The 18,243-nt window shown below is 63.5% G+C and carries 18 protein-coding genes; 7 read left to right on the forward strand and 11 right to left on the reverse strand.

Translation table 11 applies throughout. The features are described from left to right. Positions 1–140: 140 nt before the first annotated feature. The 3 genes from ATN37_RS17365 (at position 141) to ATN37_RS17375 (ending at position 3,958) form a co-directional block, all read left to right on the forward strand. Positions 141–1,574 carry an amidase gene (locus ATN37_RS17365; RefSeq protein WP_218695448.1) on the forward strand — a complete coding sequence of 478 codons (1,434 nt, stop codon included), beginning with the start codon at positions 141–143 and terminating at the stop codon, positions 1,572–1,574. A 63-nt stretch (positions 1,575–1,637) separates the two neighbouring features. Continuing rightward, positions 1,638–2,315 carry a LuxR family transcriptional regulator gene (locus ATN37_RS17370; RefSeq protein ID WP_209447816.1) on the forward strand — a complete coding sequence of 226 codons (678 nt, stop codon included), beginning with the start codon at positions 1,638–1,640 and terminating at the stop codon, positions 2,313–2,315. 275 nt (positions 2,316–2,590) lie between these two features. Then, complete coding sequence (locus tag ATN37_RS17375; RefSeq protein ID WP_007726365.1) at positions 2,591–3,958, forward strand: PhoH family protein; 1,368 nt, start codon at positions 2,591–2,593, stop codon at positions 3,956–3,958. A 60-nt stretch (positions 3,959–4,018) separates the two neighbouring features. Here ATN37_RS17375 and ATN37_RS17380 read toward each other — a convergent pair whose 3' ends face one another. The 5 genes from ATN37_RS17380 to ATN37_RS17400 form a co-directional block, all read right to left on the reverse strand. Then, positions 4,019–4,423, reverse strand: coding sequence for a carboxymuconolactone decarboxylase family protein (locus tag ATN37_RS17380; protein WP_073512628.1), 405 nt, complete (start codon positions 4,421–4,423; stop codon positions 4,019–4,021). A gap of 30 nt (positions 4,424–4,453) precedes the next feature. After that, complete coding sequence (locus tag ATN37_RS17385) at positions 4,454–4,879, reverse strand: limonene-1,2-epoxide hydrolase family protein (RefSeq protein ID WP_007726363.1); 426 nt, start codon at positions 4,877–4,879, stop codon at positions 4,454–4,456. 17 nt (positions 4,880–4,896) lie between these two features. After that, positions 4,897–6,510, reverse strand: a complete 1,614-nt coding sequence (locus ATN37_RS17390; protein WP_209447815.1) for a serine hydrolase — start codon at positions 6,508–6,510, stop codon at positions 4,897–4,899. 97 nt (positions 6,511–6,607) lie between these two features. Continuing rightward, the gene (locus ATN37_RS17395) at positions 6,608–8,179 is read right to left on the reverse strand and encodes an MFS transporter (RefSeq protein WP_003945261.1); all 1,572 of its coding nucleotides are present in this window, start codon (positions 8,177–8,179) and stop codon (positions 6,608–6,610) included. A gap of 97 nt (positions 8,180–8,276) precedes the next feature. After that, positions 8,277–8,843 carry a TetR/AcrR family transcriptional regulator gene (locus tag ATN37_RS17400; RefSeq protein WP_003945239.1) on the reverse strand — a complete coding sequence of 189 codons (567 nt, stop codon included), beginning with the start codon at positions 8,841–8,843 and terminating at the stop codon, positions 8,277–8,279. Positions 8,844–9,183: 340 nt separating this feature from the next. Between ATN37_RS17400 and ATN37_RS17405 the strand changes: the two genes are divergently transcribed. Both ATN37_RS17405 and ATN37_RS17410 read left to right on the forward strand, forming a co-directional pair. Further along, the gene (locus ATN37_RS17405; RefSeq protein ID WP_042920867.1) at positions 9,184–9,639 is read left to right on the forward strand and encodes a nitroreductase family deazaflavin-dependent oxidoreductase; all 456 of its coding nucleotides are present in this window, start codon (positions 9,184–9,186) and stop codon (positions 9,637–9,639) included. 59 nt (positions 9,640–9,698) lie between these two features. Next, positions 9,699–10,418: an NADPH-dependent F420 reductase gene (locus ATN37_RS17410; protein ID WP_080909223.1), complete on the forward strand. Its 720-nt coding sequence runs from the start codon at positions 9,699–9,701 to the stop codon at positions 10,416–10,418. A gap of 49 nt (positions 10,419–10,467) precedes the next feature. On the opposite strand, the gene ATN37_RS17415 is transcribed toward ATN37_RS17410, so the two are convergent. Next, positions 10,468–11,871 carry a class II fumarate hydratase gene (locus tag ATN37_RS17415; protein ID WP_003945220.1) on the reverse strand — a complete coding sequence of 468 codons (1,404 nt, stop codon included), beginning with the start codon at positions 11,869–11,871 and terminating at the stop codon, positions 10,468–10,470. A 101-nt stretch (positions 11,872–11,972) separates the two neighbouring features. After that, positions 11,973–13,007 carry a class II fructose-bisphosphatase gene (gene glpX, locus ATN37_RS17420; protein WP_003945202.1) on the reverse strand — a complete coding sequence of 345 codons (1,035 nt, stop codon included), beginning with the start codon at positions 13,005–13,007 and terminating at the stop codon, positions 11,973–11,975. A gap of 180 nt (positions 13,008–13,187) precedes the next feature. Here glpX and ATN37_RS17425 point away from each other — a divergent pair, with 180 nt between their 5' ends. Then, positions 13,188–13,757 carry a DUF4245 domain-containing protein gene (locus ATN37_RS17425; protein ID WP_218695449.1) on the forward strand — a complete coding sequence of 190 codons (570 nt, stop codon included), beginning with the start codon at positions 13,188–13,190 and terminating at the stop codon, positions 13,755–13,757. 21 nt (positions 13,758–13,778) lie between these two features. On the opposite strand, the gene ATN37_RS17430 is transcribed toward ATN37_RS17425, so the two are convergent. Genes ATN37_RS17430 through ATN37_RS17440 form a run of 3 tightly spaced genes read right to left on the reverse strand, consistent with a single transcriptional unit; the run spans position 13,779 to position 15,855 of the window. After that, positions 13,779–13,997: an exodeoxyribonuclease VII small subunit gene (locus tag ATN37_RS17430; protein ID WP_003945276.1), complete on the reverse strand. Its 219-nt coding sequence runs from the start codon at positions 13,995–13,997 to the stop codon at positions 13,779–13,781. After that, positions 13,994–15,259 (reverse strand): exodeoxyribonuclease VII large subunit, encoded by a 1,266-nt coding sequence (gene xseA, locus ATN37_RS17435; RefSeq protein ID WP_003945258.1) that lies wholly within the window; start codon positions 15,257–15,259, stop codon positions 13,994–13,996. Before xseA ends, ATN37_RS17430 begins: the two co-directional genes overlap by 4 nt. Then, on the reverse strand, positions 15,256–15,855 hold the full coding sequence (locus ATN37_RS17440) for a lipid droplet-associated protein (RefSeq protein ID WP_134932325.1): 600 nt from the start codon (positions 15,853–15,855) through the stop codon (positions 15,256–15,258). The genes xseA and ATN37_RS17440 overlap by 4 nt, the downstream gene beginning before the upstream one ends. A 153-nt stretch (positions 15,856–16,008) precedes the next feature. On the opposite strand from ATN37_RS17440, the gene ATN37_RS17445 reads away from it, so the two are divergent. Then, complete coding sequence (locus ATN37_RS17445; RefSeq protein ID WP_003945273.1) at positions 16,009–17,022, forward strand: 4-hydroxy-3-methylbut-2-enyl diphosphate reductase; 1,014 nt, start codon at positions 16,009–16,011, stop codon at positions 17,020–17,022. A gap of 70 nt (positions 17,023–17,092) precedes the next feature. On the opposite strand, the gene ATN37_RS17450 is transcribed toward ATN37_RS17445, so the two are convergent. Beyond that, a complete protein-coding gene (locus ATN37_RS17450; protein WP_042448843.1) occupies positions 17,093–18,049 on the reverse strand; it encodes a DUF6542 domain-containing protein in 957 nt (318 codons plus the stop codon). Positions 18,050–18,243: the final 194 nt, after the last annotated feature.

The raw sequence follows: 18,243 nt of genomic DNA on the forward strand, positions 1-18,243 counted from the left end.
CGACGGCCCGGTCCCTTTTTAGGGGCCGGGCCGCTGGTTTTTTGCCAGTCGCGGATTGTGGCATCGGTCACATGACCGATGGTGGCCGAGTTCGGTGCTTCCTAGCCTGAGAGCATCACCCCTCCGGCGAAGGAAACCCCATGACCGAACAGAATCTGCATTGGCTCTCCGCTACCGAGATGGCGGCGTCGGTCGCGTCGAACAGTCTCTCGCCCAACGAGATTGCCGAAGCGATGATCCAGCGCGTCGACGCCGTCAATCCGTCGATCAACGCGATAGTCCAGTTCGATCGCGAGCAGGTGACGCGCGATGCGGCCGAACTCTCACGGCAACAGGAAGCGGGCGAGAAACTCGGCCCGCTGCACGGCGTTCCGTTCACGATCAAAGATCTGACGGCAGTCGACGGGCTGCCGACCACGTTCGGGATGAAGCCGATGGCCGACAACATCGCGACGGGAAATGCCGTCGTCGTGGACAGGCTGCGAGGCGCCGGCGGACTGTTCCTGGGAAAGACGAACACTCCCGAAAGTGGTTACTACGGTGGCACGGACAACCACCTGTACGGGCCGACGCACAACCCGTGGAAGCTCGGCAACAGCGCGGGCGGGTCCAGTGGCGGTGCGTCGGCTGCCGTGGCTGCAGGCCTCGGGCCACTCGCCGAGGGCAGTGACGGCGCGGGATCGGTGCGTATCCCGTCGGCGCTCTGCGGGGTCGTCGGGTTGAAGCCGACCACCGGCGTCATCCCGCAGACCATCCTGGCCGGGCGCTTCTACAACTGGGCGTATCACGGTCCGATCACCCGGACTGTTGCCGACAACGCGCTGATGCTCGACATCATGGCCGGGCCGGACAATGCGGACCCGCTCTCGATCGAGCGTGCCGAGACCTCGTACGTCGAAGCCTCGAAGGGCGACGTGAAGGGCCTTCGCGTGGCGTGGTCGACGAATCTCGGTCTCGGCCATGTTGATCCGGAGGTGCTGGCGGTGTGTCTCGACGCGCTGTCGGCATTCGAGGAATTGGGTGCCCGGATCACCGAGGCGACCCCGCAGTGGGGAAATCCGTCGGAGTCGATGTGGAACGGCATCTGGGTTCCCGGTTTCGCTTCCGAATACGACTTGCTCGACTGGGAGAACCAGCGCGGCGAGGTCGACGACAACCTGATCGAGATCATGCACGAGGCCGAGCGGCTCACCGGTGTCGACGTCGGGCGGGCCGACGCATTCCGCGGCGTCATGTGGGACACGTGGACCGCGTTCATGAACGACTACGACGTGTTGGTCTCGCCGACCTTGGCTTCGGCCACGTTCCCGCTCAGTCAGTTCGCGCCGTCGTGGCTCGAAGGTGCGTCGTTGCGTGAGCAGTTGCTCGATTGGCTCTTCACCTACCCGTACAACATGCTCAACAACCCCGCGATCACCGTGCCGGCCGGATTCACCGCCGACGGTCGACCGGTGGGGCTGCAGATCGCCGCACGCCACCGCCAGGACGCACTGGTCCTGCGGACTGCCGCGAACTTCGAAGCGGTGCGTCCGTGGGCGGACAAGAAGCCGGCCGATTCACTGGTCGTGGCCTAGCTCACACGATTGGCTAGATTGGTGTGATGACGTCTGTACTGCCTGATCGGCGCTGGACCTGACATGTTCGCGCCGCGATCGCCGGCGGCCGGGGCGTACGGCATTCTCGGCCTGTGCGCCGAAGAACTCCGCGCACGTGGACTCGCGTACTCGGCTGCGGCGGTCACGTACCGAGACCCGTCGAGCGGAAGACATCGGGCTCTGGCGAGTTCCGGATACGACGCCAGGGTGCTCGAGTTCCTGCTCGAGGACTTCGTCGCCGATCGCAATCTCTTCGGCATCATTCGCGAGGCTTCGGGCGTGCCCGTGTTCTGGCAGGACGTGCCACGATTCGAGCAGGTCGAGATGGTCACCGATGTTCTGCGGCCGTCCGGGTACGCCGAGGGTGCGTCGGTCGCATTGGGGTTCTCCGGCCGTGAGGTGACCGGATTGCTGCACATGAGCTTCGCGGATTCCGGCGTCGTCGATCGCGTACGGGAGGTGGTGGCGGCGTCCAGCGCAGCCTGCTCGCGCGTCGTGGGGGACCAGGTGGCGCTCGATCGTGTCCATCTGAGCCCACGGGAGATTCAAGTACTGCAATTGGTGGCCAGGGGCGCGGGCAATGTCGAGATCGCCGAGGAGTTGTTCGTCAGCCGTCGCACCGTCGCCACCCATCTCGAGAACATCTTCGTCAAGACCGGAACCAATTCGCGGGTTCAGGCAGCGGTGCGCGCCGCCAAGTGGGGTCTGATCGAGTCCTGAGTGACGCCGAATCACACGAGTGGCATTTTGTTACCTGGCGTTCACCAGATGTGCGGCTCGTTCCGTGGCGCGAGTGTCCGATCCGCAGTACCGTCGGCAGTAACGAGTAACCAGAAGTTACTTGTGCGGGAGGTTCTGATCGTGACTGAAACACTCAGTACGAGAGGGCCGGCGCCCGGCCCTTGTTTCAGCTGACACAGCGTCACCTGACACCAGAGCCGTCCGGCCCAGCGAGCTGAGTTTGCGCGGGTGCCGCGCAGACCTAGGAGCCCAACGTGACTGCATCACGCTCCGTCTCTGCCCACTCGGCCCGGGCTGATCAATCAGCCGGGAATCATTCGGGAGATGCACTTCGCACGTACGTCTTGGATACCTCGGTACTACTGTCCGATCCATGGGCTGTCACTCGATTCGCCGAACACCACGTGGTACTGCCACTCGTCGTGATCAGCGAACTCGAAGGCAAACGGCACCACCACGAACTGGGATGGTTCGCCCGAGAATCGCTCCGCATGCTCGACGATCTACGGATCGAATACAGCCGCCTCGACCGTCCGGTACCGATCGGCACCGAGAACGGGACACTGCAGGTCGAACTCAATCACACCGACCCTGCGGTCCTGCCCGTCGGATTCCGCACGGACAGTAACGATTCGAGGATTCTGGCGTGCGCGCTGAACCTTGCGGCGGAGGGCAAGGACGTAGTCCTCGTCAGTAAGGACATTCCGCTTCGTGTGAAGGCAGGCGCGGTGGGACTACCTGCCGACGAGTACCACGCTCACGACGTCGTGCCCTCCGGATGGACGGGCATGACCGAGCTGGACGTCGCCTCGACGGACATCGACGAGCTGTTCAACGAGGGTTTCCTGGACCTCGACGAAGCGCGAGATCTGCCGTGTCACACGGGTCTTCGCCTGCTCGGTGGTTCGTCGAGCGCCCTCGGTCGGGTGACTCCCGACAAGCGCATCCAGTTGGTGCGCGGTGAGCGCGAGGCGTTCGGGTTGCACGGCCGCTCCGCCGAGCAGCGCATTGCGCTCGATCTCCTCATGGACGAGAGCATCGGCATCATCTCTCTCGGTGGTAAGGCGGGCACCGGTAAGTCGGCCTTGGCTCTGACGGCAGGTTTGGAAGCCGTTCTCGAGCGCCGCACTCAGCGCAAGGTTGTCGTCTTCCGTCCGTTGTATGCCGTTGGCGGACAAGAACTCGGCTACCTTCCCGGTAGTGAGAGCGAGAAGATGGGCCCGTGGGCTCAGGCCGTTTTCGACACTCTCGACGGGTTGGCCTCGCCAGAGGTTCTCGAAGAGGTTCTCGCCCGCGGAATGCTGGAAGTGTTGCCGCTGACGCACATTCGCGGTCGGTCGCTGCACGATTCGTTCGTGATCGTCGACGAAGCGCAGTCGCTCGAACGAAATGTTCTGCTGACAGTGCTTTCTCGTCTGGGAACCGGCTCGCGAGTGGTCCTCACGCACGACGTCGCGCAGCGTGACAACCTGCGAGTGGGCAGGCACGACGGAGTTGCGGCCGTCATCGAAAAGCTCAAGGGGCACCCGCTTTTTGCGCACATCACACTCACGCGCAGTGAGCGTTCGCCGATCGCCGAGTTGGTGACCGACATGCTCGAGGAGTTCGGCCCCACTTCCTGAGAAGTGATCTCCCCGTGCGGACTTCGGTCTGCACGGGGAGATGCCTGGGTTTGAAGTTGTTCAGTTTTGCAGCGGTCCCAGTTCGTTGTCGAGAACTTCCTGCACGACACGCATCGCCGCCAGTCCGGCCGGAGCGCCGCAATACGCGCTCGCGTGGATCACGGTTTCGACGATCTCGGTGCGTGTCAAGCCGTTTCGCAATGCCCCACGTACGTGGCCTTTGAGTTCGTTCTCGGCGCGCAGCGCGATCAGCATCCCCAGATTGATCAGACTGCGACTGCGGCGATCGAGTCCGGGACGCGTCCATACCGAACCCCAGACGTTGGCCGTCACGAAGTTCTGCAGTTCTTCGCTGTCCGTTCCCCGGGTGCGATCGAAGGCGGCGTCGACGAAATCGGCCCCCATGACTTCGGTGCGCACAGCCAATCCGGCGTCGAAGGAGTCAGGCGTGGTGTTTTCGGACATGGCAGGTTCGCTCGCTTTCGGCAGGTGATTTCAGGCCGGAGCAAGCCTACTTCGTGTCCCGGTCCCGACGACTGCGCGGCCGACCGCGGTCACCACGCCCCACGCGACGTCTCGCAGACTGAAGTAGTCCCGCCAGACACAGACCTTGCCGTCGCGCAGTTCGAAAGTTCCGCATACCCAGAACTCGATGCGCAACGGTCCGACAGTGAGGATGTCGGTGCGTTCGGTGAGCACCGTGGACTCGTCGCCGACGATGTGGTGCATCTCCGCCTCGAATTTCAGTGAAGGCTTGGTGACCAGACGAAGCGCTCGCACGACGGTCTTCTTGCCTCGCAGGGTGGGGAGCGAGACGTTCTGCCAGACGATGTCGTCTGTCATCAATTCGGCTGCGGCGTCCACGTCGAAATCGGTGAGGGCCGCGAACATTGCGTTCACCGTGGCTGTCGAACTACTCATGGGGTGTCCTTGGCTGATTATTCGGCCGGTGTTGCCCGGATGAAGGTACCGAGATGATCGTGATCGAAGTACTCCAAGGTTAGCGAGTTTCCGTCGAAGGTGGCCTTCGAGACCGTCCCGGCCGGTGCGTTCTCGCCGCTGAGCGGGAACGTGAAGGTGTTTCCGTCCCAGTGGGTCAGAGGGTACGTCGCGGCCGCGGGACCCATGGTCAAGGTCAGCGCACCGTTCTGCTGCGTCACGAGCGCGGGACCCCAGTACGGATTGCCGTAGTCGCCGGTCAATTGGTCTGTCGGTGGCGCGGGAGCGGGGGAGGCCGGCGGCGTCTTCCCCCCAAGTTCGCCCTCAGGGTCGGCTTGTGAGGCAAAGGACGCTTCGTACAGCGGGCGCCACTCGCGGGTGATCTTCCCGAACTGCACCAGATCGGCGAATTCGGCGGTCAAGGTCTCTGCGACGCCGGTGGGCGTGCCGTTGGTCAGAACGACTATGCCGACGTCAGCGGAGGGAATCGTGACGAAATTGGTCCCGGCACCGAGCAGGAAGGCGCCGGAGTGGCTGGCGGTCACACGGCCTGCCGCGCTGTCGGAAACGTTGAACCCGTAGCCGTAGAAGCCGGAGCGTTCCCCGATTTCCTGCGCATGGCGCGAGACGATTTCCGGGTTGACTGCGGGCACGAGCGCATCCGTCTGAACGACCTGCTGCCCCTGATACCGGCCGCCCGACAGCACCATGTCCAACCACTTGGCCATGTCGTTCACCGAGGAGCTGACTCCACCGGCGGGGGATTGGGCGTCGGCGTCCCGAACCGGCCCTACCTTGTACTTTCCGTCTTCGAGGATGTGGCCGACTGTTCGATTTTCTCGGGCTTGGTAATCGGCGAACCGCGAAGACGTCGATGTCATACCGAGCGGACCGTAGATCGTGTTCTGCGACAGCGTTTCCCAATCGGTGCCCGCCGCGGCTGCAACGGCCTCCGCACCGGCAGTGACGCCGAAGTTCGTGTACTCGTATGTGATTCGGAAGGGATTGAGCGGTAGTTGGCGAAGTTTTTCGAGCACCTGGGCCCGGTTGTAGCCCAGGTCCTCCAGCCCGTCGCCGGCGTGGTCCGGTAACCCCGACCGATGCGTGTAGAGATCGGAGATCGTGAGGTGGTCGGTCACCCACGGATCGGCAAGCGCAAACCCCGGCAGTTTCGAGATCACCGGAGTGTCCCAGTCGACGGTCCCGATTCCGACTTCGTGGGCGACCACCGTGGCCCCGACCGATTTCGACACCGATGCCAGTTGGAACACGGTGTCGGCATCGACGGTGGCGCTCTTACCCAACTCGCGAACCCCGAATCCCTTTGCGTACACAGTCTTACCTCCGTGCACCACGGCCACCGCCATGCCGGGAACACCGGAACTTGCCATGAGGTCGTTCGCGAGGCCGTCGAGCTTCCCGACCGCGTCGTCGATTTGCCCGTCCGGGATCGGCACCCCGGCGTCGAGACCCGGGCTGGCGTCGCTGACGACCGGCCCGGGCGCCGAGGTGGTGTCTGAATCGGACGAGCATCCGGCGAGCAGGGCGACCGTCAGTACTACCGGAACCGCCGCTGCCGACAGTCGCGAGCTGTTTCTACTGGTGATGGACACGAGATTCTCCCTAGCAGGGTTGTCGTCGGTACCACTCGGTCAATCCAGTATCGGGGAACGGCGGGCTGATATTGGGACAAATCGGGAAACCTTGTAGCTACTTCGGGGTCTTGGTTGTCAGACTGCCGAGAATGGAGCCTTCCGTGACCGGCTTCCAAGGGAGCAACAACGCGACCAGCAGAGCGGTGATCAATGCTGCTCCGACCGTGAAGTACGACGCGATGGCGAAGCCTTCCAGGCATGCGGTCTTCATCGTGTAGATCAGACTGTCCTTCTGCTGCTCGAAGAGCGGACTGATGTCGCGGGAGCGGATTTCGATGACGCTGAGCACGGACTCACGAGCGAAGCCTTTCTCCTGCGCCGACATCACGGCGTCGGGAATGGCGTCGACGATCGGAGCCACCTTGGACGTGTAGTACGAGGCGACGATCGAACCGATGACGGCGACGCCCAGGGTCCCGCCGAGCTCACGCGTCGTGTCGTTGACTGCCGAACCTGCGCCCGCTTCGTCGAGGGGCACCGAGGACATGATGGAGTCGGTCGCCGGTCCCTGGACAATTGCGAGGCCCAGACCCATGAGAACCATCGAGATCACGACGGGTCCGAGGTAGGGCGTCTCGACGGTCGTCTGGCCGGCCAGGAACATGCCGCCGCTGAGGACGAGGAGGCCGAACACCATCACTGCGGTCGTGCCGAGTTTCTGTGCCGCCAAGGTGGCGACGGGGGCGCCCACGGCGACAGCGGCGGCGAAAGGCAAAGAGTGGATGCCGAATTCGAGCGGCGAGTATTCGCGAACGCCCTGGAAGTACTGCGTGATCAGGAACAAGAACCCGAACATACTGAAGTAGCTGACCGCAATAGCCAAGGCGGGGAATGAAAACCGCCGGATTCGGAAGAGATTCATGTTCAGGATCGGCGCGTCGGTGCGCAGTTCCCATGCTACGAATGCGGCCAACAACACTGTCGCAGAGAGGTATCCCGTGATGCTGAATGTCGACACCCATCCGCGATGTGGTGCGTCGATGATGGTCCACACCAGAATGACGATGCCCAGTAGCGACAAGATTGTTCCGACGAAATCGAATCGGCCGACGTGGAGCGCCTTCGATTCCGGAACAACCAGCAGCACACCCACGATGACCAACAATGCTGCCGGAACGTTCATCCAGAACACCGAGTGCCAGGAGAAGTGCTCGAGAAGCCAGCCGCCCGCAGTCGGGCCGATGGCAATCGCGAAGCCGGCCATTGCGGTCCAGGCCGCGATGGCGATGGCTCGTTCTCTGGCGTCGGTGAAGATGTTGGTGATCATGGCCAATGTAGCCGGAAAGACCGCTGCGGCAAAGACACCCATGGCGGCTCGCGCCATGATCACCTGTTCGAGGTTGGAAGCCAAAGCGCCGACGAGCGACATCGCACCGACGCCGATCAAGCCGATGATCATCACTCGGCGGCGTCCGAAGCGGTCACCCAGGTGGCCGAAAGTGAGTAGGAACCCGGCGAAGGTCAACGTGTACGCGTCGACGATCCATTGCAGGTCGCTGACGCTGGCGAACAAGTCGACGCTCATCGTCGGCAATGCGACGTTGACCACTGTGTTGTCCAGCACGACAAGGAGTTCGGCGAGGCAGATGAAGATCAGCGCAGTGAATCGACGGGACTTGGTCATCATGGGCGCCGAGGGCGCCGGTGCAAGTGTGTGAGACATGTTTGTACGCCATCTCTGCTCCTGCGCGGACGGCAGCAGCGGTTGGAAGAAAGAGGGTTGGTCAGCTCGGGGCCGAGACCAGAGCCTTGAGGTGAGCGCCGATGCGATCGAGAGGCGCCGTAGTGTGCTGAGCTTTTGCCATCAGCGTCGCGCCTTCGATTGACGCGATCACGACGGTTGCCCATTGTGCTGCAGTCTCGGACGGCTGTCCCTGCTGCCAGAAGAACGATGTGAGTAGCGATTCCCACGAGGTGAAGGATTCGCCCGCAGCAGTTAATGCCGCCGGCGTCGACGCGCCCTCCACTGCCGCGGCTGCGACCGGACAGGAGGAGGTGAAATCGCTCTCTACCAAGCTGTTTCGAAATATCGTGACAACCGCGTCGATGATCTCGGGTGGGGAAGACTGAGCGATCATCGAACTGATGGCGGCACTGACGCCCCGGCCGAAGTAGGCAACTGCTTCGCCGGCCAGCTGTCCTTTGCCCTCGGGAAAGTAGTGGTACACCGACCCGCGGGGAGCTCCCGAGCGTTCGACGATCTCGGTGAGCGAGGTCGTCGCGATCCCGTGTTCACGGAAGGCATTGATGGCGCCGACCAGCATCAGAGTGCGGGAATCGGAGTCGGCCATCCCGCCATCGTATGCAATCGCAGTGCTGTTCGAATCATCTGGTGCCGCTGATTCTCTTGGTACTCCCCACTTGCGACGCGCTGCGGCGATCGGACAACGCGTCTGCGGGCCGGTCATGGCAACGAGGCGTCTCGGGGTGTGTTCATCACTGCCTCCCAGTATGTCGATCGGTATAGGAACGAATCTGAGACTAGATGTAACCGACAGACACAGTCAAGTGTTGTGTGCAGGTGGTGGGTATCGACGGAGATTCTTGGTGGCAAAACTCCTCGAACAGTGCTTATATCGTGCGGTATAGAGCTGTTGCTTCGAGCACCAGCTTCGGAGGAGAGGAAACGACATGCCGGTACCGACGTCAGTTGCACGAAAACGAAGAATCGAAGTCGCAGTCGGGAAGTATTTCGCCAATCCGCTGGTCACCGGATTGAATCGGATCGGTTTGATGCCGTCGTTGATGACCGAGATCGAGACGGTTGGACGCCGAACCGGTCTGACCCGCCGAGTGCCCGTTGCGATCACCTACGACGGTGACGAGGCGTGGGTCATTGCGCAGCATGGCACAGGCACGGGGTGGGGTGCCAATATCTCTGCGACGCCGAAGGTTCGGATCCGTCGCCGCGGCGAGTGGGTGGACGGACAGGCCCAGATCATGCCGGACGACGACGTGCCGGCGCGGGTGAAGACATTTGCGTCGGGGAAGATCAGATCGGCGCTGACGGCCTCTGCCTTTCGCGGATTGCAGACCGACCCGGTCAGTGTTCGCATCAAACTCGCACTCGATTCGTCAACCGATTGAATCAACGGGAGTTGAAATGGCCGGTGCGGAATGACCCGGTGCGTTCTCGTCGTTGACGAATGCAGCGGTGGCGCGATCGCCACTCCACACGACGAAGGAGCAGGATCATGCGCATCGGAATCATCGGAGCCGGTCAGATCGGTGGCACGCTCACACGTAGGCTCGCTGCGCTCGGTCACGACGTGCGCGTCTCGAACTCGCGGACACCGGACACGCTTGCAGAACTGGAAGCCGAGACGGGTGCGAAGGCAGTCCGCAGCACCGAGGCCGCCGAGGGTGCCGAGCTGGTCATCGTGAGCATTCCGCAGAAGAACGTGGTTGATCTACCGGCGGGGATTCTCAGCGGTGCGGTCGCAGGTGCCCCGGTCATCGAGACCAACAACTACTACCCGCAACAGCGTGACGGTCTGATCGCCGCCATCGAGGACGGACAGACCGAAAGCGGATGGGTGCAGGAACACCTGGGTGTACCGGTGTTCAAGGCGTTCAACGGAATCTGGTGGAAGCATCTCCTCGAGAAGGGGCTTCCCGAAGGTGCAGAGGGGCGCATTGCGCTACCCATCGCCGGCGACGACGACGCGAACAAGCAGGTCGTCTTCGATCTGATCAATCAGTTGGGCTTCGATCCCGTCGATGCGGGAACGATCGACGATTCCTGGCGTCAGCAGCCGGGAACTCCCGTGTACGGCAAGGATTTCGATCGCGAAGCGACGCTGAAAGCATTGGCCGAGGCGAGCCCCGATCGCACCGACGAGTGGCGGGCAACCACTACGGTGTAGGGAAAAGTGTGGCGGTTTCCGAAGTGGAAACCGCCACTCTTTTGTTTGTTCAGTCCTTGACCTTCGCCATCGCCAGAACGTCGAGACGCTTGTCGAGTTCTTCCTCGCTCAGCTTGTCCGGGACGAGTCCGCGCTCGATGACGACCTGACGGATCGTCTTCTTCTCTTTGAGCGCCTGCTTCGCGACGGCTGCGGCTTCCTCGTAACCGATTGCCGAGTTGAGGGGCGTCACGATCGACGGCGAAGATTCGGCGAGTGTCTTGAGGTGCTCCTCGTGCGCGACCAGTCCGCTGACGCACTTGTCGGCGAACAGTCGAGAGACGTTGGCCAGCAAGGTGAACGACTCCAGCAGGTTGCGGGCCATGACCGGGATGTAGACGTTGAGTTCGAAAGCTCCGGCGGCGCCACCCCACGCGATGGCGGCGTCGTTTCCGATCACCTGAGCCGCAACCTGAGTAGTTGCCTCGGGCAGGACCGGGTTCACCTTTCCGGGCATGATCGAGCTTCCCGGCTGCAGATCAGGGAGTGCGATCTCGCCGAGTCCGGTCAGCGGACCCGATCCCATCCACCGAATGTCGTTGGCAATCTTCGTCAGTGAGACGGCGATGGTCCGCAGCGCGCCCGATGCCTCGACCAGTCCGTCACGCGCGGCCTGCGCTTCGAAGCTGTTCTTCGCCGGAGTCAGCGCGTCGACACCGGTCGACTTGACCAGTTCGGCAACAACTTTGGGGCCGAATCCATCCGGAGCATTGAGACCGGTGCCGACTGCTGTTCCGCCGATCGGCAGCTCGCCGAGGCGGGGGAGTGTTGCGTTGACGCGCTCGATGCCGGCCTCGATCTGACGTGCGTAGCCGCCGAACTCCTGACCGAGCGTGACCGGCACAGCGTCCATCAGATGGGTGCGTCCGGATTTGACGACGGTCTTCCACTCGGTCGCCTTCGTGGCAAGCGCAGCATGCAGATGTTCCAGTGCCGGAACAAGATCGGTGACCGCTGCTTCGGTAGCTGCGACATGCGTGGCGGTGGGGAAGGTGTCGTTGGAGGACTGCGACATGTTGACGTGATCATTGGGATGTACGTCCACACCGGCGGCCTTCGCGATGGATGCGATGACCTCGTTGGCGTTCATGTTCGAACTGGTTCCCGAGCCGGTCTGGAAGACGTCGATGGGGAACTGATCGTCGTGCTTGCCTTCGGCGATCTCGTTCGCGGCGGCGATGATTGCGTCGGCCTTGTCCGCGTCGAGGAGTCCGAGGTCCTTGTTGACCTGCGCACACGCTGCTTTCAGCAAGCCCATTGCGCGGATCTGGGTGCGCTCGAGCGGGCGCCCGCTGATCGGGAAGTTCTCGACTGCACGCTGGGTCTGTGCTCGCCACAGTGCGTCGATGGGCACCCGAACTTCGCCCATGGTGTCGTGTTCGATTCGGAACTGTTGATCGTTGCTCTCCGTCATGGCTCCACATTGCCACTTTTCGAGAGCGGGTAGGGGACTACGTCCCCCGTGAGCGGTTAAGGAGTGCAGGGACTCCCTAACCACTCACGGGGCGGAGCCCATCAGAACGTCGGGGGAACCGCGCCCTCTTCGCCGTCGAAGTCGACGGAGCTGTACTCGCGCAGCTTCTCGAGACGGTGGTACGCGTCGATCATGCGAACGGTGCCGGACTTGCTACGCATCACGATGGACTGCGTGCTGGCGCCGCCGCCGTAGTAGCGGACGCCGCGCAGGAGGTCACCGTCGGTGACGCCGGTGGCGCAGAAGAAGACGTTCTCGCCCGAGACGAGATCTTCGGTGGACAGGATCCGATCGAGATCGTGACCGGCGTCGATGGCCTTCTGACGCTCTTCGTCGTCGGTGGGGGCCAGCTTGCCCTGCAACGATCCACCCATGCAGCGCATGGCTGCTGCGGCGATGATGCCCTCTGGCGTTCCGCCGATGCCCACGAGCATGTCGGTGCCGGACTCCGGACGCGCTGCGGCGATCGCGCCGGCAACGTCACCGTCGGAGATCAGACGGATACGAGCGCCGGTGTCGCGAACGTCCTGGATCAGCTGGTTGTGACGCGGGCGGTCCAGGATGCAGATCGTGATGTCGGAGACCGACGCCTTCTTGACCTTGGCCACGCGCTTGATGTTCTCGGCGATCGGTGCGCTGATGTCGATGACATCTGCGGCATCCGGCCCGACAGCGATCTTCTCCATGTAGAACACGGCCGACGGATCGAACATCGCGCCGCGCTCGGCAACAGCCAGAACAGAGATCGCGTTGGGCATGCCCTTGGACATCAAGGTGGTGCCGTCGACCGGGTCGACGGCGAAGTCACAGTCGGGGCCGTCGCCGTTTCCGACCTCTTCGCCGTTGAACAGCATCGGCGCTTCGTCCTTCTCGCCTTCACCGATGACGACGATGCCGCGCATCGAGACGGAGGAGACGAGCTGACGCATGGCGTCGACGGCTGCTCCGTCGCCGCCTTCCTTGTCGCCGCGGCCTACCCAGCGGCCGGCAGCCATAGCACCGGCTTCGGTGACTCGGACCAATTCGAGTGCGAGGTTACGGTCCGGGGTCTCACGATGAGTGCTGCTGGCCGTCATGTGCGGTGCCTCCTGGCGCGGTCGCGGTCGACGGGGTGTGTCGACGCAGTGGTTTCTTCAGGCGTCATTGTCCCAGATGGGAGCGGCTACGTGCGCTGTCGGGTCGCCGCAGAGACGTTTTGTCTCGCTCGAGGGGGACCGGGAATCGTATCTACTGCGGAGTACCTGGATACTGGGGGTGTGGCATCGAAGAAACCCCGCATTCTCGAAGACAACAAAGACATGGTCTGGTCTCTCGTACCGTTGGTGCTGTTCTGCATCATAATTGCGGGCATCGCCAGCCAGTGCACGTTCAGTCCTGGCGGCCCGACACAGGGGCCTATCCCGAGCGTCGACGTGGACGCAGCTCTGAACTACGACGCGAAGGAACTCGGATTTCCCATCCGTAATCCCGGTGTTCCGGACGGGTGGACTCCGAACTCCGGCAGTCGCAAGATCATCTCCGGCGACGGCGGCGGAGATTCGAGCACTGTGGGATTCATCACGACCAGTGGTCGCTACATCCAGCTGACACAGAGCAACGCCGAGGAATTCCCGTTGGTGTCACATGTTGCCGGTGGACAGCGATTCGCGACCGCAGTCGAGACCGTCGGTGCCGATACGTGGAACGTCTTCGGCGGCGAAGGTGTCGAGTCGATCTGGGTCACGGACGTCGGGGATGTTCGCCTGTTGCTCACGGGCGCGGCGACGCCGGAAGAGTTCCGGATTCTTGCCGAGAAGGTCGGTGCAGCGCAGCCGATCACGCCATAGGATTTGCGGTCGGAGCGGACGTTACTCGTCCGCTTCGGCCAGAGCCTTTTCGACGCGGGCCCTCGCGCCGGCCAAGTGCTCTTCACAGCGCTTGGCCAACGCTTCGCCTCGCTCCCACAGTGAGAGTGACGCGTCGAGGTCCAGACCGCCCTGTTCGAGAATCTTCACGACGCTCACCAATTCGTCGCGGGCTGCTTCGTAGCCGAGTTCGTTGATGTCGGTGTCGGTGGCGTTGCTCATTTTTCTCTTCCCATCACTGCGGCGCGAACGGCGCCGTCTGCAAGTCGAACTCGAATCTGGGTTCCGGGTGGCGCGTCCTCGACCGAGCGCAGAACCTCCGGATCGCCGTCGGCGACAACACGTTGCACGACTGCGTACCCGCGGGCCAGCGTCGCGGCGGGGCCCAGCGTGGTGAGCCGGGCGCGCAGATGCTCGATCGTTCGGGACTCGGAGTCGATCAACCGAGTCACATCGCGTCGTCCGGCGGCTTGGAGCCTTTCGACCTCCTCGGCGCGACGGTCCACCGCGAGCAGCGGCGATGCCATGACCGGTCGAGTGCGCAACTGTTCGATCAGATGAGACTCACGCTTGACCCAGCTGCGCAGTGCCGCAGCGCTGCGGTCACGCAGATCCGCAACCAGGGCAGCTTCCGCAACCGCGTCGGGTACGACGCGCTTGGCCGCGTCCGTGGGTGTGGCTGCGCGCAGGTCGGCGACGTGGTCACTGAGCGGGCTGTCCGGCTCGTGTCCGATGGCACTGACGATCGGCGTCGTGCAGGCCACGATGGCGCGGCACAGCGCTTCGTCGGAGAACGGCAGGAGATCCTCGACGCTACCGCCGCCGCGAGCGAGGATGATGACGTCGACTACCGGGTTGGCGTCGAGTTCCTTCAGCGCTTCGATGATCTGGGGAACAGCAGTCGGGCCCTGAACCGCGGTGTTACGCACTGCGATGGCAACTGCTGGCCAACGACGATGGGCGACTGAGACGACATCCTTCTCGGCCGCACTGGCTCGGCCCGTGATCAGGCCGATCGTGCCGGGCAGAAACGGAAGCGGCCGTTTGAGCCGCGGATCGAACAAGCCCTCGGCGGCGAGCAAGGCGCGCAGTCTCTCGATGCGGGCAAGCAGCTCACCGATACCCACGGCGCGAATCTCGGTGACACGCAACGACACCGTTCCGCGTCCGGTGTAGAACGAGAGCTTGCCGAACATCACGACACGCGAGCCCTCGGTCAACGGCACCGGGGAGTTGTGCAACAACTGCGGTGAGCACGTGATCGACAGCGACATGTCTGCCGACGGATCACGCAGGACGAGAAAGGCCGTTCGGGTGCCGGGGCGTGCATTGATCTGGGTGATCTGGCCTTCGACCCAGATGCTGCCGAGCCGATCGATCCAGCCGGCGACCTTGGCGGAAACCGTGCGGACCGGCCACGGCTGCTCAGCGCTGCTGGCGCCGGACGATCGCTGCGATGAAGCGGGGGGCGTTGCGGAAGTCACTTTGCCTTGGCTGTGGTGATGCGGTTGGTGAGCATGGTCTGGAACGGTGCCCGGGCGAGCGTCGCATTCTCGTAGTCCAGGACTGCGGTCAGCTCGTCGATGCTGAGCGTCCGGATGCGCGCACGGAGCTGTGCGAGTGTGAGGTTGGGGTAGTCGAGTTCGGTGACGATCTCGGGCTCTTCGGCAGGTCCGTCCGTCGTAGCTGCCGTGGATTCGGACTCGGCGACGGGTGCGGGTTCCTCGATGGGGGCAGTCGGCTCGAGCGAGTAGAGCGCGAAGCGACCGGCGTTGGTCGGGGTGTCAGCGGTGGTCGATCCGGTGGAAGACGTCGGGTCAGCAGGCGCGTCGACGTCTTCGTCGAAGACCGCCCACTCGGGCTGTTCGTCCTCGGAAGACCAGTTGATCAGTGCAAATGCCTGATCGCCCTTGATGGCCAACGAGGTGATCGACTGCTGCACGCGCATGCTTGTCTGCAGCATCTGGCTCACGGCGGTCATCGGCAGGGCGACGGCGGTGGTGGGCAACTTCTTTGCTTCTTCCATCGCGGTGACGGCGAGTCCCGCGGCAACGCGCGCCACGAACGGTGGTCGGATCATTCCCACAGCTTGCCGCAAAGCTCCGACAATCGGTAGCCGACTTGCCTGTGACGGCCGTACTCGTTTACTTCGGAACCTTCGATCGGAGCCCGAAACCGAGGTGTTCACGTTTGCCGGAGTGTCTCACGTTCGAGGTGCCAGTAGGCTGGTCACATGTCTTCGGCTGTTCCTCTCAATCTCGGTATCGCGCACTCGGCTGATTCGCCGTCCACCCGCAAGGGCAGCGCCAAGCGCGTGCTCCTCGCCGAGCCTCGCGGCTACTGCGCCGGCGTCGACCGCGCGGTCGAGACCGTCGAGAAGGCCCTCGAGAAGCACGGCGCACCCATCTACGTGCGTAAGGAGATCGTCCACAATCGCCACGTCGTCGAGACGCTCGAAGATCAAGGCGTGATCTTCGTCGACGAAACCGACGAGGTTCCCGAGGGATCGTTGCTCGTGTTCTCGGCGCACGGTGTGTCGCCGGCCGTCCACGACTCGGCTGCCGAGCGGAACCTGCGCACGATCGACGCAACGTGCCCCCTGGTCACGAAGGTGCACCAGGAAGCAAAGCGATTCGCCCGCGACGATTACGACATTCTGCTCATCGGCCACGAAGGCCACGAGGAGGTCGAGGGCACCGCAGGTGAGGCTCCCGATCACGTCACCATCGTCGACGGCCCGGATTCGGTCGACGCGGTCACGGTTCGTGACGAGTCGAAGGTCATCTGGCTTTCCCAGACCACACTGAGCGTCGACGAGACAATGCAGACCGTCGCGCGCCTGCGTGAGCGCTTCCCCAATCTGCAGGACCCGCCGTCCGACGACATCTGCTACGCCACGCAGAACCGTCAGGTCGCGGTCAAGGCGATGGCTCCCGAGTGCGATCTCGTGATCGTGGTGGGTTCGCGGAACTCGTCCAACTCGGTTCGCCTGGTCGAGGTCGCGCTCGGGGCGGGCGCTGCCGCGTCGTACCTGGTCGACTACGCCCGTGAGGTCGATCTCGCGTGGCTCGAGGGTGTCCAGACAGTCGGCATCACGTCAGGCGCATCGGTACCCGAGGTGCTCGTGCGCGGCGTGATCGAACTTCTTGCCGAGCACGGATACAACGACGTTCAACCCGTCACCACTGCCAACGAGACTCTGGTGTTCGCCCTTCCCCGTGAATTGCGAGCAGCGCGCACGTCCTGAATCAAGAAAATGCGGGGCACCTTCCATCTGGAAGGTGCCCCGCATTTTTTGTGCTACCGGGCGCGTCTGTTCAGGGCTCTTCGCGATCGCGGTACCGAACTCGCGGCGGCGGATACGCGGGAAGATCGACTCCGGGTGGGCGGCGGCGAGGGGGCAGCGGCGGCGATACGTCGTCACCCGAAGCGAAGAAGGGCTCCATCCGCTCCTCACGTCTGGGCGACGGAGTGGGCTCGGGCGCCCGGCGGCGACCGTACGACGGGTAGTCGTCGTCTGCCACGGGCCGACTGTCGGGCTGGGGGCGACGCGTAGGCGGTTGGTGCGTGCGATCGACCCTGGGTGGCTGAGGGCTTCTCCGAGGCGGCAGCGGACGCTCGTCCTGGATCGGCTCGCGCCTGGGGGTGCTTCGGTAGGCGGGCTGCTCGTCCACCTCGGGGGCGCGGCGACGCGGGGGCCCGGGGACGGGCGCGTCCGAGACTCTGCGTCGACGCCCGGTCTCGGGTGCGGGTTGTTCTCGCGTGGCAGCCGCAGAGGAGTCACGAGTGGTGGCCGCCGAGCGGCGGGAGCGGGTCGAGCGCGCGGGCCCGGTGGGGCGCTGATTGAGCAGGAAGTACCGGAAGCCACCGATGATCAGCACGACCACGGTTGCGGCCAACATGATCGGAAAGCGGTTGACCAACGGGTACGCGATGTTGATCGCGATATCGCGCAGCGCGGTGCTGTTGTCCTTGCCGATGAGCGTGTGCCCGATCGGCACCGCAGCGAAGAGCAGCAACGGCGGTTGGGCCATCGCGGTGAAGAGGGCCTTGTTCGAAGCGGCAACCACAGCGAAGAGACAGCCCAGGAAGTAGAACGTCGAGAACACCGCGGTGAGCTCTCCGCCGCCTCCGGTGGCATCGATCAGTACGCCGACGGCGGTCACACCGGCAGCAAGCAGGATCACTCCCCACCAGGGCAGGCCGGGGACGGTCACGATGAGCGATCGCTTGTCCAGCGGTACCCCGGAGCGAGCACGTTGGGTTGCAGACACATAACGACATTAGCGGTTCTTGCGTTGTCGGCCGTGTTTGTGCGGGTCGTGGCTGGCGCATTTATCGACGCGATGGCGCGATGGTTTCGGGTTCTTCGTCAAACGAACCGGACGGATTGTGTGCAGGGTCACCGGACGCTCGTGGGTTGGGGCACACCGACGAAGCCGTCAGCGTGGGAGATCGGCGGTGTCGG

It is taken from the genome of Rhodococcus sp. MH15, from assembly GCF_019266045.1.
Lineage (GTDB): Bacteria > Actinomycetota > Actinomycetes > Mycobacteriales > Mycobacteriaceae > Rhodococcus_F > Rhodococcus_F qingshengii.